Consider the following 12,789-nt stretch of genomic DNA (forward strand, 5'->3'; position numbering starts at 1 on the left):
CAACGGGTCGCGGACAAGGAGAGTTCGGTGGACAAGCACGACGGCGGCGACACGGGGGAGGTCCGGTTCGACGACCCCTGGTACGACGCGCTCGCTTCCGGCTGGGGCGAGTTGGACGGTACGGGCGCGCTCGCTCCCGCCGTGCCGGCCGCTCGTTCGGAGCACCAAGGACGACCGGGCGGGACCGCCCTCGTCTACCTGGAGGTGCAGCGCAGTGCCGCCTTCCAGGAAGTACGCGGCCGGTACCGCAGGTTCGTGATTCCGGCCGTCGCCGTCTTTTTCCCCTGGTACGTGGGTTATGTGGTGACCGCGACCACCGCGCCGGGGTTCATGGCGCGGCCCGTCGTCGGTGTCGTGAACGTGGCACTGCTCGCGGGACTCGGACAGTTCCTCACGACATTCCTGCTCGCCTGGGCGTACGCGCGGCACGCGCGGCTGCGCCGTGACCGGGCCGCGCTGGAACTGCGCTGGAACACCCAGGAGATGACGCGGAACGCCGGGAGTGGTGAGCGGTGAGCGGCCACCACCAGACCCTGGCCCTGCTCCTGTTCAGCGCGTTCGTCGCGGTGACACTAGGGATCACGACATGGGTGAGTCGCCACCGGCACGGTTCGGCCGAAGAGTTCTACGCGGGCGGGCGGCTGTTCTCGCCGATGGAAAATGGATTTGCCCTCTCCGGGGACTACATGTCGGCTGCTTCGTTCCTCGGTATCACGGGACTCATCTCCCTGTACGGCTACGACGGTCTGCTGTACGCCGTGGGATTCTTGGTGGCCTGGCTGGTCGTTCTTTTCCTCGTCGCCGAACTGGTGCGCAACTGCGGCCGGTTCACGCTCGCGGACGTCGTCGCGGCCCGGATGGACGTGCGGCCCGTGCGGGTCGCGGCCGGAACGTCCTCGGTGGTGGTGTCCGTTCTGTATCTGGTGGCGCAGATGGTGGGCGCGGGCAGCCTGGTCTCGCTGCTGCTGGGAGGCACGAGTGACGCGGCGCGCAACTGGACGGTGATCGGTGTCGGCGCGCTCATGGTGATCTATGTGTCGATGGGAGGGATGCGGGCGACGACCTGGATCCAGATCGTCAAGGCGGTTCTGCTCATCGGCGGGGCGATCGTTCTCACCGTGCTGGTCCTGGTGCGGTTCCACGGGGACATCAACGAACTGCTGAGCACGGCAGCGGGGCGCAGTGGCCACGGCCAGGCATTTCTCGCACCCGGGCTGAAATACGGTGGTGACTGGACGGCACGCTTCGACTTCATGAGCCTTGGGCTCGCACTCGTGCTCGGCACCGCCGGGTTGCCGCACATCCTGTCGCGCTTCTACACCGTGCCGACCGCGCGGGCCGCCCGGCGCTCGGTGCTGTGGTCGATCGGGCTCATCGGCGGCTTCTACCTGATGACGATCGTGCTGGGCTTCGCTGCCGCTGCCGTCGTCGGTCCCGAGGCGGTGCGCGGATCGAACGCCGCGGGGAACACCGCCGTTCCGCTGCTGGCCCTGGACCTGGGCGGCGGGGCCAACTCCACGGGAGGAACAGTCCTGTTCGCGATCGTCGCCGCCATCGCCTTCGCCACGATTCTCGCGGTCGTCGCAGGAGTCACCCTCGCGTCGTCGGCGGCCGTGGCCCACGACCTGTACGCCTCGTCGCGTCGCCGCCGCGCCAAGCCGCACGGCGAGGTCGCGGTGGCGCGTGCCGCGTCGGTCGGCATCGGCGTGATCGCCATCGGCCTGAGCCTCCTCGCCCGCGACCTCAACGTGGCCTTCCTGGTCGGGCTCGCCTTCGCCGTCGCCGCGTCCGCGAATCTGCCGGTTCTGCTGTTCTCCTTGTTCTGGCGGTCCTTCACGACACGTGGCGCCGTGTGGGCCGTCTACGGCGGCCTGGTGCCCGCGGTGGTGCTCGTGCTGCTGTCGCCGGTGGTGTCGGGCAGTCCCGAATCGCTCTTCCCGGGCGTGGACTTCCAGTACTTCCCGCTTCAGAACCCGGGGCTCGTCTCGATCCCCCTGGGCTTCGTCGCCGGCTGGCTCGGCACCGTCACCTCGGCGGAGCCGCCGGACGAGGCCAAGCACGCCGAGATCGAGGTCCGCGCGCTCACGGGCGCCGGGGCCGTCTGAGGGCCGCAGGCGACCGCCCTGAGACGACATGATCCAGACGGCATCCAGCTGTCGGGGAGTGCCGGCTCAGGGCGCCACCCACGCGTAGCGGTGTTCCGGGCGCCCCGTGTCGCCGTACTTGAGGGAGAGGCGCAGCCGCCCCGCTTGTTCCAGGTGCCGCAGATAGCGCTGGGCGGTGGATCGACTCAGGCCGGTCTCGGCGGCCACCTCGTGGGCCGACAGCGGCTGGTTCGCCTGGTGCAGCACATCGCAGATCAGGTCCGTGGTCGGCTCCGAGTGGCCGCTGGGGAGCCCGGGGGAGGACGGCGCGGGTGCGGTGCGCAGGGCACCGAAGATCCGGTCGACCTGCTCCTGGCCCGTCACACCGCGGCCGCCCACCCGGTCGACGGTACGGCGCAGGGCGGCGTAGGAGTCGAGGCGTGTGCGCAGGGCGGTGAACGTGAACGGTTTGATCAGGTAGTGCAGGGCACCCAGGCGCATCGCCGCCCGCACGGTGGCCACATCGCCGGCCGCGGTGATCATGATGACGTCGGTGCCGTGACCGTTCTCCCGCATCCGGTGGACGAGTTCGAGTCCCGTCCTGTCCGGCAGATAGTGGTCGAGCAGCACCAGATCGACGGGAGTGCGCTCGATCGCGGCCAGAGCCTGGGCGGCACTGTGCGCGCGGGCGGCCACCCGGAACCCGGGAACCTTGCTCACGTACTTCGCGTTGATCTCGGCGACGCGGAAGTCGTCGTCCACGACCAGGACGTCAATCATCGGGCCTCTTTCTCTCAAGGCCTGGGCGTATGGTGCGCCCGTGTTTCGGCTCCGCTGTTGTAGCGCGAGCAAAATGAGCACAACAGACCCTTGCGAGCAGAAGAACGCCTTGCGCCCACAAGACTGATGCTGTGGCCCGCACCACATCTACCGTCCCGGGCCATGAGCACAGACACCAGCCCCGCCATCGAGCTGCGGGGCGCGAGCAAGATCTTCAAGACCCCGTCGGGGGGTTTGCACACAGCCGTCAGGGACCTTGACCTGACCGTCGGCCGCGGCGAGTTCGTGGCGGTGGTAGGACCGACCGGCTGCGGGAAGTCCACGACGCTGACCCTGGTCAGCGGTCTTGAGGAGCCCACCGAGGGCGAGGTCCTGGTCGCCGGGGAGCCGGTCTCCGGCGTCGGGGACAAGGTCGGTTTCGTCTTCCAGCAGGACGCAACCTTTCCCTGGCGGACGGTGCTGTCCAACGTGATGGCCGGGCCCCGGTTCCGTGGCGCGCCCAAGGCCGAAGCGAGGGAACGTGCCAGGGAGTGGCTCGCCCGGGTCGGGCTCACGGCCTTCGAGGACCGCTATCCGCACCAGCTCTCCGGTGGTCAGCGCAAGCGCGTCGCCCTCGCCGCCACCTTCGTCAACGACCCCGAGATCCTGCTGATGGACGAGCCGTTCTCGGCGCTCGACGTGCAGACCCGGGCGCTGATGTCCGACGAACTGCTCGAGCTGTGGGCAGGCACGGGCGCCTCGGTCGTCTTCGTCACCCACGACTTGGAGGAGTCCATCGCGCTCGCCGACAAGGTCGTCGTGATGACCGCGGGCCCCGCCACCGTGAAGCAGGTCTTCGACATCGATCTGCCGCGGCCGCGCAAGGTCGAATCGGTGCGCCTGGAGCCGCGGTTCATCGAGATCTACCGCGAGATCTGGGAGTCCCTCGGCGAAGAGGTCCGCATCACCCGTGAAAGGGGCGCCGCTGATGTCGCCTGACGTTCTCAGTGCTCCGGTCGTCGAAACGGCCAGGACTCCGGGCCGCGCGCACACCCGCGCCCGTGCCGCCCGCAGACGCAGGATCGTGGTGGGCACCGCCCGCGTGCTGCTCCTGGTCGCCGTGCTCGGCCTGTGGGAGGTCCTCTCCCGGGCCGAGGTCATTGACCCGTTCAACTTCTCGATGCCCTCGAAGATCTGGGAACAGATCCAGACCTGGGTGATGCACGGGACCGCGCTCGGTTCTCTCGGCGAGCAGATCTGGTACACGCTTCACGAGGCGCTGCTCGGCTGGGTCATCGGTGTGGTCGCCGGTGTGCTCTTCGGTATCGCCCTGGGGCGTATCACCTTGCTGGCAGACATTCTTGGTCCATACATCAAGGTGCTCAACTCCATACCGAGGATCGTCCTCGCGCCCATCTTCGTGATCTGGTTCGGGCTCGGACCCGCCTCCAAGGTCGCCTCGGCCGTGGTGCTCGTCTTCTTCCCGGTGTTCTTCAACGCCTTCCAGGGCGCCCGGGAGGTCGACCGGAACCTGGTGGCCAACGCCCGGATCCTGGGAGCGAGCGACCGCAGGGTGACGCTGCAGGTCGTCATACCGTCCGCCACCTCGTGGATCTTCACCAGCCTCCATGTCAGCTTCGGCTTCGCGTTGATCGGCGCGATCGTCGGCGAGTACATCGGCGCCACCAAGGGCATCGGCCTGCTCGTCGCCCAGTCGCAGGGCACCTTCAACGCGGCGGGGGTGTACGCGGCGATGGTCATCCTCGCCGTCGTCGCCCTCCTCGCCGAAGGACTGCTGACGTTCGGTGAACGCCGCATCTTCCGCTGGAAGCCGTCGGAATCCGACCGCTGACTTCACCCCGGCAAGCACGTACGACCTCTTCCTCGCGTACGGACGAGTCCGCCCGTACGCACGCTCCCGCCCCACCCGTACGCACCATCCCGCCGTACGTACGGCCTCCCCGCCACTCACAAGGACGTGAACCACCATGCGCAAGACCGCCAGATACTCCGCGCTGGCAGCCGCCGGTCTCCTCGCACTCTCCTCGCTCACCGCCTGCGCCAATGACGCGGCGAGCACGACGGCCGACTCCGGCAGCGGCGGGGGCGGCGGCAAGGGGGAGCACGTCAAGATCATGGTCGGTGGGCTGGACAAGGTCATCTACCTGCCGGCGATGCTCACTCAGAGGCTCGGCTACTTCGAGGACGCCGGTCTGAACGTCGAGCTCCTCAGCGAGCCGGCCGGTGTCCAGGCCGAGACCGCCCTCGTGTCGGGACAGGTGCAGGGAGCCGTCGGCTTCTACGACCACACGCTCGACCTGCAGACCAAGGGCAAGGCGGTGGAGTCCGTCGTGCAGTTCTCACACGCTCCCGGTGAGGTCGAGATCGTCTCCGCCAAGCGTGCGGGCGACATCACTTCACCCAAGGACTTCAAGGGCAGGAAGCTCGGCGTCACCGGACTCGGTTCCTCGACCGACTTCCTCACGAAGTACCTCGCGGTCAAGAACGGTGTGCAGGTCAGCGAGTTCACGCCGGTCGCCGTCGGTGCCGGCCCGACGTTCGTCTCCGCCCTCCAGAAGGGCGCCATCGACGGCGGCATGACGACGGACCCCACCGTCGCCACGGTCATGGAGAAGAAGCTCGGCAAGGTGCTCATCGACATGCGCACGCCCGAGGGCTCCCAGAAGGCGCTCGGCGGGCCGTACCCCTCGTCAAGTCTGTACATGCAGACGGACTGGGTCAACGGTCACAAGAAGACGGTCCAGAAGCTCGCGAACGCCTTCGTGAAGACCCTCCGGTGGATGGCCGGGCACAGCGCCTCCGAGATCGCCGCCAAGATGCCCGCCGACTACTCGCAGGGCAACCAGACGCTGTACGCCGAGGCGATCGAGAGCACACTGCCGATGTTCACCGAGGACGGGGTGATGCCCGAGAACGGTCCCGAGACCGTCGAGAAGGTCCTCAAGGCGTTCAACCCGAACATCAGGAACGCCGATGTGGACCTGAGCAAGACGTACACCACGGAGTTCGTGAAGAAGGCGGCCGGCTGACCGCCCGCCGCCGATGACACGCCGAGCCGCCCCGCCGCGCGTACGACCGTGCTCCCCCCGCCGGTCGTACGGGCGACGGGGCGGCCGTTCCCTCGCTTCGTCGGGGGTGTCCTCAGGTGTGGGTGGCCCAGGCGTAGCGGTGCTCCGGGCGGCCCGCGTCGCCGTATCGGAGGGTCAGACGAGCCTTCCCCGTACGCTCCAGGAGCTTCAGATAACGCTGTGCCGTCTGCCGGCTCAGTCCGGTCTCCTCCGCGACCTCCTGGGCCGACAGCGAGCCCTCCGCGTTCAACAGGGCGCGCCGTACGAGTTCGGCCGTCGGCGGGGAGTGGCCCTTGGGCAGGTCGGGCACGACGCCTGACGAGAGGGCCCCGAAGATCAGGTCCACATCGGACTGCTCGGCCGTGCCGCCGCGGTCGAGCGTGCGTCGCAGATCCGCGTACGTCTCCAGTTTGGCGCGCAGCCCGGCGAACGAGAACGGCTTGACCAGGTACTGGAGTACGCCCTGCCGCAACGCCGACCGGACGGTCGCGAGGTCACGCGCGGCGGTCACCATGATCACATCGATCTGATGCTCGTGTCGGCGCATCTCCTGGACGACCGCGAGACCTGTCTCGTCCGGCAGGTGATGGTCCATGAGGACCAGGTCCGGGCGCGGAACTTCCGCCATGCGGCGCAGCGCCTCGGCCGCGCTGTGCGCTTGCCCCACGACACGGAATCCCGGCACCCTCTCCACGTAGGCGGCGTTGACGCGGGCGACCCGCGTGTCGTCGTCCACGACCAGGACCTGGATCATCACGACTCCCCGTAGGGGTACCCGGTGCTCCGGTCGGTCCCGGTGGTCTCGGCACTCCCGGTGTTCCCGGTGCTTTCGGTGGCGTCCTTCTGTGCGAGCGACGGGTCGGTCAGCGCTTCCGGCAGGACGACGACGAACTCCGCGCCGCCGCCGTCCGCGTCGGCCACCTTCGCGCTGCCGCCCTGCCGCTCGGCGAGGCGCCGCACCAGCGAGAGGCCGATTCCACGCTTGCCGTGTGCGGGTGGCTGCTTGGTGCTCCAGCCGTCCGTGAAGATCAGCTCCCGCCGCTCCTCAGGAATGCCGGGACCGGTGTCCCGTATCCGCAGCACGGCGGTCCGCCCCTCGGCGCGCAATTCGACCTCCACGCGCGCGTGCGGTGTGCCCGCGACGGCGTCGAGCGCGTTGTCGACCAGGTTGCCGACGACGGTGACGAGCCCACGCGGGTCGACCAGCCGGTCCGGCAGCAGCGTCCGGTCCGAGACCCACAGTGCCACTCCACGCTCGGTCGCCACGGTCGCCTTGCCGACCAGAAGGGCGGCGAGCAGTGGATCGTGGATCTTCTCGGTGACCTGTTCCGAGGTGACCCTGTGGTCTCCGACCACCTCCCCGATGAACTCCACGGCGTCGTCGTACATCTCCAGTTCGAGCAGTCCCAGGAGCGTGTGCATTCGGTTGGCGTGCTCATGGTCCTGTGCGCGCAAAGCGTCGATCAGGCCGTGCGTGGAGTCGAGCTCACGGCCGAGCTGCTCCAGTTCGGTCCGGTCGCGCAAGGTGGCGACAGCCCCGCCGTCCTCGGTGGGCATCCTGTTCGCGACCAGGACGCGCTGGCCGCGGACGGTGAGCAGGTCCGTCCCGGTGACGCGTCCCGCCAGCACATCCGTCGTACGGCCCGGGCCGAGCGCGTCGTCGAGCGGCCGTCCGATGGCCTCGGCGCCGACCCCGAGGAGCCGCTGCGCCTCGTCGTTCAGAAGGCGTACGCGACCGCCGCGGTCCAGGGCGACCACGCCCTCCCGGATGCCGTGCAGCATCGCCTCACGTTCGGCCAGCAGCGCCGCGATATCGGAGAAGGCCAGGTCACGGGTCTGTCGCTGGACCCTGCGGGAGATCAGATACGCGGCCAGCGCGCCGACGGCCATGGCTCCGCCCGCGTACGCGAACAGTCCCGGGATCGCGTCGATCAGCCGGGCCCGCACACTGTCGTACTTGATACCCACCGACACCGCGCCGACGATCCGGTCGCCGGCGTCGCGCAGCGGCACCTTGCCCCGTGCGGACCGCCCCAGGGTTCCGGTGTCGATCTCCATGACATCCCTGCCCGCCAGGGCCTGCTTCGGGCTCGTCGAGACCGGTTTGCCGATCTGGGCGGGGGACTTGTGCGACCAGCGGATGCCTCGCATGTCCATCACGACGACGTACTCGGCACCGCTCGCCTTCCGTATCCGCTCGGCCTCGGCCTGTACGGGGCCGGTCCTGGAGGGGACCGTCCGCTGGAGGTCCACGGCGATCTGCGGCTGGGCGGCCGTGGTCTGCGCGATCGCGAGAGCGCGCCGCATGGCCTCGTCGTCCAGCTGTGCGCTCAGCGGGGCCAGGAACAGCCCGGTGGCGAGTACCGCGACTCCCACCGCGATCGCGATCTGCATCAGCAGCACTTGGGCGAACACCCGCCGCGGCAGACCGAGGCGCAGTCGTCGTGCGAGGGGAGTGGGGCTCATGGCCACGACGGTACGGGGGAGTGCGCGTCCCTCCGAAGGGAGTGTGGTGTGGATCTCTTGATCAATGGATGATGCGGGTGTCGGTTCAGCACAGCGCCGCGGGTCGGGTGGTGGGGGGCCTGACACGACTTCTGGTCGGTCCGTGTGTCGTACGCCGGCCCCGTCGAACTCGGGGCCCGGGCCGTCAGCAGGCCACGGCGACAGCCGTCTCCTCCAGTTGCCGTACCGCCACCACGTCCATCCGCGCCGGTGAACCGAGTGCCGAGCCGCAGCTCTCCGGTCGGGGCGGCAGAGAGGCGCCCCGCGCCACGACGACCCGCCACAGGCGGCCGTCGGAGTGGGCGACGGTCACCTCCCAGCGCGGCGCGGTGCCGTCCGTGCGGATCACTGTCAGGACATCGGCGGCGTGCTCCCCCGACGCCGTCCGTACGGCCAGCTCGGCCGCCTGGCCGGGGCGTTCCCAGGCGGAGTTCCCGCGACACCCCTCGGTGACGACCCGGCCCTCCCGGACGCCCTGGAGGATCTCCTTGACGGCATGGGCCTCGGCACGGCCGTACGCGTACCCGTACGGCAGGATCAGCACGGTGGGGGAGAAGCGATGACCTCCCAGATGGGTGACCTCCCAGGTACCGCCGACGCCGGAGGCGGCCAGTTCCGCCGCCAGCGGGCGTCCGAGCAGGGCGCAGCAGCGGTCGCGCTTGCCGTTGGTGCAGACGAGGGCCAGCGGATCGCCGGTATGGGGCCGCCCTTGGAGAACCCCTTCGAAGGAGCGCGGGTCGCCCGCGCCGAGCGCGGCGAAGTCGAGGTCGAGCAGGTGTCCGGGGTCGTGTGTCATGGCGCTGTGCAGCCATACGTTTCCGGGCGTGGTGTGGGCCACGTACACATGCCGATCGGCGGGAGAGCCGCAGTCGGCGTGGCGCCCGGGACGCCGGATCAGGGCGATCCGTACCCCTGTGTCCTGCGCGGCCGCTTCGAGGGCGCGGCCGAGCGTGGGATCCAGGTGGCTCGAAGTGAGCGCCTTGGCACCCCAGGGGCCGGGCTGCTCGATGAGCAGCCATGTCCTCGCAGTGGCCGCGGTCCCGGAAATCGGCTCGTCGAGCTGCCGCGACGCGGTCGTGCACGTACTCACAGAGGTGAGCCTAACCTGACTTCGCCCGGGGTGACTTCCCGCCGTCCGTAGGGGGCGCGCCAGGGGTGGTCCGGGCGTGTGGCGGGGCGTATGGAAGCACGGGCGGAGAGGCGGCGCTTGGACGGCGCGCACAGGTCCTCTCCGTGCGCCGAGCGCGCGCCGTCTAGCTCCGGCGGGGGAGTGGCTGGGGTGGCCGCTCGCCCACGTAGTGGCCGCTCGGCCGCATGCGCAACGGGCGCTCCGCGTACTCCTCCAGGGTGTGGGCGATCCAGCCGGCCGTCCGGGCGACAGCGAAGATCGTCTCTCCCGCAGAGGCCGGCATCCCGGACGAGACGGTGAAGACGGCCAGCGCCAGATCGACATTGGCGTGCAGGGGGGTGTGCCGGGCCGTGGTGGTCACCACGTCATGGGCCGCCTCCAGTGCGGGTGCCGCGCCGGGCACCTCTTCCAGGAGGGCGAACAGGGCGCGCGCGCGTGGGTCTTCGCCGGGGTAGAGCCGATGGCCGAGTCCGGGGACACGGCGCCCGGCGCGCAGTTCGTCGGCGACCACGGGAGCGGCGGTGCCCTGGTCCAGGACGTCCAGCAGCAGTCGGTGCGCGAGCCCGCTGGCCGCCCCGTGCAAGGGCCCTTCGAGGACGCCGAGGCCCGCCGACACGGCCGCGTACGGGTGGGCGCGGGCCGATGCCGCGACCCGGACCGCCAGCGTCGAGGCTGCCAGGTCGTGGTCGACGAGCAGCCCGAGTGCCGTGTCCAGCGCCCGCACTGACGCGTCGTCGGGTTCGCGCCCGCTGAGGCGTGCCCACAGCCGACGGGCCAGCGGGCCTTCGTCGCGGTGGTCGTGCCGCACGGTCGGAAGCGCGGCGACGAGAGTGGGAATGAGGGTGCGTCCGGTGCCGAGTACGGCGTTCTCGGAGAGGTCGAAGCGCAGCGGGTCGGAGGCCGCCGCGGCGATCGCCGCGACGCGCAGCCGGTCGGTCGGGCCGCTGTGCTCGGGCAGCGCTTCGACGCAGCGCCGGGCGGCGGTCACGGCTGCCTCCGGGGCCGTGAACGTGACGCCGGGGCGCAGTTCGCCGGTCCACAGCCATTCGGCGATCTCCTCGTAGGAGTACCGCGCGGCCAGTTCCGTCGCGTCGACGCCCCGGAAGTAGTACCGGTCCTTGTCGATCAACGTGATGCGGGTGCGGACGGAGAGCTCGCCGCCACCGCTCGAACTGCCGCCGCCTTCCCGTCTGTTGCGCCGCGCGAGGGCCTCGACCTCCTTGGGGTCGAACGTGCTCCCGCGCCCTCCCGGCGCCCGCCTGCTGCTGAGCTGACCCCGGCTCACATACGCGTACACGGTCTCCGGCTTCACGCCGAGCAGTTCGGCGGTCTCCTTGGTGCTGAGCCGCCGGCCCTCGTGCGCAGGTACTGCCGCTTCTCGATCCCTCATGAGCGCCACCGTATCTGTGGATCGGTATATTGATTGGATCAATGTTGACAGTTATGTAGTCAAGCATGGACAGTCGAATCAAGTCCAGGGAGGAAATATGCCGATCAACCAAGCCGCGTCCACCTCTGCCGTCGTACCTGTCGATGTTCCGCGAGGTCTCGCCGGCGTCTTCGTCACCGATACCGAACTGGGTGACGTCAGGGGGTTGGAGGGCTTCTACCACTACCGCCAGTACTCGGCCGTCGACCTCGCGCAGGCGTGCGGCTTCGAGGAGGTCTGGCATCTGCTGGCCCACGGTGAGCTGCCCGACGAGGCCCGCCGTGCCGCCTTCGCCGCGCGGACCGCGCGGCTGCGCAGACTGCCGGACGACGTGCGTGACGCGCTGCCCGCGATCGCGGCGGCGACCGGACCGTCGGGCCCCCTCGCCGGGCTGCGCACCGCGTTGTCGCTGCTCGGGGCCTCCCTGGGCTTCCGGCCGGTGTACGACATCGACGCCGGGCGGCGCCGCGACGACGGCCTCGCGGCGACGGCCGCCGTGCCAACACTGCTCACCGCGCTGTACCGGATCGGGCAGGGACTGGACCCGGTGGAGCCGCGCGAGGACCTGGGATACGCCGCCAACTACCTGTACATGCTGATGGGTTCGGAGCCGGACGCAGCCCGCGCTCGAGCGGTCGAGCAATACCTCATCTCAACCATTGACCATGGATTCAATGCATCAACGTTCACGGCGCGGGTGATCGCTTCCACCGGCGCGGATGTGGCGGCCTGCCTGGTGGGCGCGGTCGGGGCTCTCTCCGGTCCTCTCCACGGAGGCGCTCCCAGCCGCGCGCTGGACACCCTCGACGCGATCGGGACGCCCGACCGCATCGACCCCTGGATCCGCGAACGCGTCCTCGCCGGCGAGCGCATCATGGGCTTCGGGCACCCCGTCTACCGCACGGAGGACCCGCGCTCGCGGATGCTCCGAGGAATGGCTCAGGAGTTCGGTGGCCCGCTCGTGGAGTTCGCGGTCGAGGTGGAGCGACAGGTGGAAGCGATCCTGGCCGAACTCAAGCCGGGCCGGGAGCTGCACACCAACGTGGAGTTCTACGCCGGTGTGGTCATGGAACTCTGCGGGCTGCCCCGAGAGATGTTCACGCCCACCTTCGCCGCCGCCCGCGTGGTCGGCTGGAGCGCGAACATCATGGAGCAGTCGGAGGACTCGAAGATCATCCGCCCGGCGGCTCGCTATGTGGGTCCGGTGCCGCCCGTGGCGGTGCCTGCTCGCGGCTGACCTGAGGCCGAGCCGACCGGAGATCGAAACGGGCCCGGCAACAAGCCGTTGCCGGGCCCGGGTGGAGGCTGCTCCGGAAACGCTTCCGTAGGTCCTGTCTGACCATTCCCGTCTGCCCGCCCTTCGGGCGACGACGCCAATGGTTCAGACAGGCCCTAGGCGGGAGGAATGTCGTCCTTGGCCCGCAGGAGTGTCTCGCGTGTGATGACCACGATCCGCTCGTAGTCGGCTCGTGCGGCATCGGACGGGAGTTCTGGCTCGAGCTCCAGGGTTGCGTCGCGCCCGATGACGGCGAAACTGCCGTCGCTCAGTTCGAAGATGTCGGGACAGGACTGACCTGATGCGCTGCCTCGTGCACGGGGAGGGGCACCAATCCGACGGATGACAGTAGTCATTGTCTTGAGCCTTTCGTGCGGTGATCGTGAGGTCGAGGTGTGGATCGTCCCGTGACCGCCCACCACGCAGGAGTGCATGCGGAACGGGGCTACCAAGGGCGAAGCGAACGCACGACGACGTGTGGGCTGTGCCGGTGCTCGAGTGAGCGTGTGGTGGCAGCC

12 protein-coding genes are annotated in these 12,789 nt (G+C 69.6%); 6 read left to right on the forward strand and 6 right to left on the reverse strand.

Annotated features, from left to right (window positions below):
• The first annotated feature begins 27 nt into the window (after positions 1–27).
• Positions 28–516 (forward strand): DUF485 domain-containing protein, encoded by a 489-nt coding sequence (locus tag OG485_RS31265; protein WP_328671930.1) that lies wholly within the window; start codon positions 28–30, stop codon positions 514–516.
• Complete coding sequence (locus OG485_RS31270; protein ID WP_328671931.1) at positions 513–2,105, forward strand: solute symporter family protein; 1,593 nt, start codon at positions 513–515, stop codon at positions 2,103–2,105. Before OG485_RS31265 ends, OG485_RS31270 begins: the two co-directional genes overlap by 4 nt.
• Before the next feature lie 66 nt (positions 2,106–2,171).
• On the opposite strand, the gene OG485_RS31275 is transcribed toward OG485_RS31270, so the two are convergent.
• Positions 2,172–2,864: a response regulator gene (locus tag OG485_RS31275; protein WP_328671932.1), complete on the reverse strand. Its 693-nt coding sequence runs from the start codon at positions 2,862–2,864 to the stop codon at positions 2,172–2,174.
• 162 nt (positions 2,865–3,026) lie between these two features.
• Between OG485_RS31275 and OG485_RS31280 the strand changes: the two genes are divergently transcribed.
• The 3 genes from OG485_RS31280 to OG485_RS31290 all read left to right on the forward strand — a co-directional run bounded on the left by OG485_RS31280 (position 3,027) and on the right by OG485_RS31290 (position 5,893).
• The gene (locus OG485_RS31280) at positions 3,027–3,842 is read left to right on the forward strand and encodes an ABC transporter ATP-binding protein (RefSeq protein WP_328671933.1); all 816 of its coding nucleotides are present in this window, start codon (positions 3,027–3,029) and stop codon (positions 3,840–3,842) included.
• Positions 3,832–4,695, forward strand: coding sequence for an ABC transporter permease (locus OG485_RS31285; protein WP_328671934.1), 864 nt, complete (start codon positions 3,832–3,834; stop codon positions 4,693–4,695). The genes OG485_RS31280 and OG485_RS31285 overlap by 11 nt, the downstream gene beginning before the upstream one ends.
• A 136-nt stretch (positions 4,696–4,831) precedes the next feature.
• Positions 4,832–5,893 carry an ABC transporter substrate-binding protein gene (locus tag OG485_RS31290; RefSeq protein ID WP_328671935.1) on the forward strand — a complete coding sequence of 354 codons (1,062 nt, stop codon included), beginning with the start codon at positions 4,832–4,834 and terminating at the stop codon, positions 5,891–5,893.
• Positions 5,894–6,005: 112 nt separating this feature from the next.
• Here the strand turns inward: OG485_RS31290 and OG485_RS31295 are convergent, their stop codons facing one another.
• From OG485_RS31295 to OG485_RS31310, 4 genes are all read right to left on the reverse strand, one after another.
• A complete protein-coding gene (locus OG485_RS31295) occupies positions 6,006–6,686 on the reverse strand; it encodes a response regulator (RefSeq protein ID WP_328671936.1) in 681 nt (226 codons plus the stop codon).
• Entirely contained in the window at positions 6,686–8,398 is a 1,713-nt protein-coding gene (locus OG485_RS31300; protein ID WP_328671937.1) for a sensor histidine kinase, read from the reverse strand. The genes OG485_RS31295 and OG485_RS31300 overlap by 1 nt, the downstream gene beginning before the upstream one ends.
• A gap of 184 nt (positions 8,399–8,582) precedes the next feature.
• A complete protein-coding gene (locus tag OG485_RS31305) occupies positions 8,583–9,527 on the reverse strand; it encodes a sucrase ferredoxin (RefSeq protein ID WP_328671938.1) in 945 nt (314 codons plus the stop codon).
• A gap of 163 nt (positions 9,528–9,690) precedes the next feature.
• Entirely contained in the window at positions 9,691–10,956 is a 1,266-nt protein-coding gene (locus OG485_RS31310) for a citrate synthase (RefSeq protein WP_328671939.1), read from the reverse strand.
• A gap of 97 nt (positions 10,957–11,053) precedes the next feature.
• On the opposite strand from OG485_RS31310, the gene OG485_RS31315 reads away from it, so the two are divergent.
• Positions 11,054–12,232 (forward strand): citrate synthase/methylcitrate synthase, encoded by a 1,179-nt coding sequence (locus OG485_RS31315; RefSeq protein WP_328671940.1) that lies wholly within the window; start codon positions 11,054–11,056, stop codon positions 12,230–12,232.
• A gap of 155 nt (positions 12,233–12,387) precedes the next feature.
• On the opposite strand, the gene OG485_RS31320 is transcribed toward OG485_RS31315, so the two are convergent.
• Positions 12,388–12,627: a hypothetical protein gene (locus tag OG485_RS31320; RefSeq protein WP_328671941.1), complete on the reverse strand. Its 240-nt coding sequence runs from the start codon at positions 12,625–12,627 to the stop codon at positions 12,388–12,390.
• Positions 12,628–12,789 lie beyond the last annotated feature (162 nt).

It is taken from the genome of Streptomyces sp. NBC_00328, from assembly GCF_036139655.1.
Classification (GTDB): domain Bacteria; phylum Actinomycetota; class Actinomycetes; order Streptomycetales; family Streptomycetaceae; genus Streptomyces.

Bases quoted from the DNA above. Each gene is read 5' to 3' on its own strand.
- OG485_RS31275 (WP_328671932.1), bottom strand. From the start codon at position 2,864: ATGATTGACGTCCTGGTCGTGGACGACGACTTCCGCGTCGCCGAGATC.
- OG485_RS31315 (WP_328671940.1), top strand. From the start codon at position 11,054: ATGCCGATCAACCAAGCCGCGTCCACCTCTGCCGTCGTACCTGTCGAT.
- OG485_RS31310 (WP_328671939.1), bottom strand. From the start codon at position 10,956: ATGAGGGATCGAGAAGCGGCAGTACCTGCGCACGAGGGCCGGCGGCTC.
- OG485_RS31280 (WP_328671933.1), top strand. From the start codon at position 3,027: ATGAGCACAGACACCAGCCCCGCCATCGAGCTGCGGGGCGCGAGCAAG.
- OG485_RS31295 (WP_328671936.1), bottom strand. From the start codon at position 6,686: ATGATCCAGGTCCTGGTCGTGGACGACGACACGCGGGTCGCCCGCGTC.
- OG485_RS31320 (WP_328671941.1), bottom strand. From the start codon at position 12,627: ATGACTACTGTCATCCGTCGGATTGGTGCCCCTCCCCGTGCACGAGGC.
- OG485_RS31290 (WP_328671935.1), top strand. From the start codon at position 4,832: ATGCGCAAGACCGCCAGATACTCCGCGCTGGCAGCCGCCGGTCTCCTC.
- OG485_RS31300 (WP_328671937.1), bottom strand. From the start codon at position 8,398: ATGAGCCCCACTCCCCTCGCACGACGACTGCGCCTCGGTCTGCCGCGG.
- OG485_RS31285 (WP_328671934.1), top strand. From the start codon at position 3,832: ATGTCGCCTGACGTTCTCAGTGCTCCGGTCGTCGAAACGGCCAGGACT.